This is a genomic window from Halioglobus sp. HI00S01, from assembly GCF_001635445.1.
Lineage (GTDB): Bacteria > Pseudomonadota > Gammaproteobacteria > Pseudomonadales > Halieaceae > Halioglobus > Halioglobus japonicus.
In genome coordinates, this window is the sequence record NZ_LWEE01000388.1 from 1 (window position 1) to 426 (window position 426).

1 protein-coding gene is annotated in these 426 nt (G+C 61.0%); it reads left to right on the forward strand.

The annotated features are described in order from the left end of the window. Positions 1-196: 196 nt before the first annotated feature. Positions 197-426, forward strand: a 230-nt coding sequence (locus A3709_RS23505; protein WP_156507903.1) for a hypothetical protein, incomplete at its 3' end; no start/stop codon positions are given.

Sequence of the window (426 nt, forward strand, 5' to 3'; positions counted from 1 at the left end):
GCCCGTTCATGGCGTCGCCCGCGAGTCCGTTCATGGCGTCTCCGGCTAGTCCATTTATGGCATCGCCCGCGAGTCCGTTCATGGCGTCTCCGGCTAGTCCATTTATGGCATCGCCCGCGAGCCCGTTCATGGCGTCTCCGGCAAGTCCGTTTATGGCGTCGGCTGACGGCAGCCCCTGACCCTGGAGTCCTGATCGGTGGTACGTATTCGCAGGGCCAGATCCCTGGTAGTGACTTTTGCCGGGGCAAGCCCAGTGGTGCGCAACTTTATGTATCAGCAGCCCATGCCGGTAGACGGCTTCACGCTGGAGTTGCTGTCTCGCACCGACGATTGGCAGTTGCCGAAGGGATTGCCTGCGATATATCCTGCCACCCACCCGGCCACCGTTGATGCCTATCTACATGGTATGACAGAGCACGGCCTGCT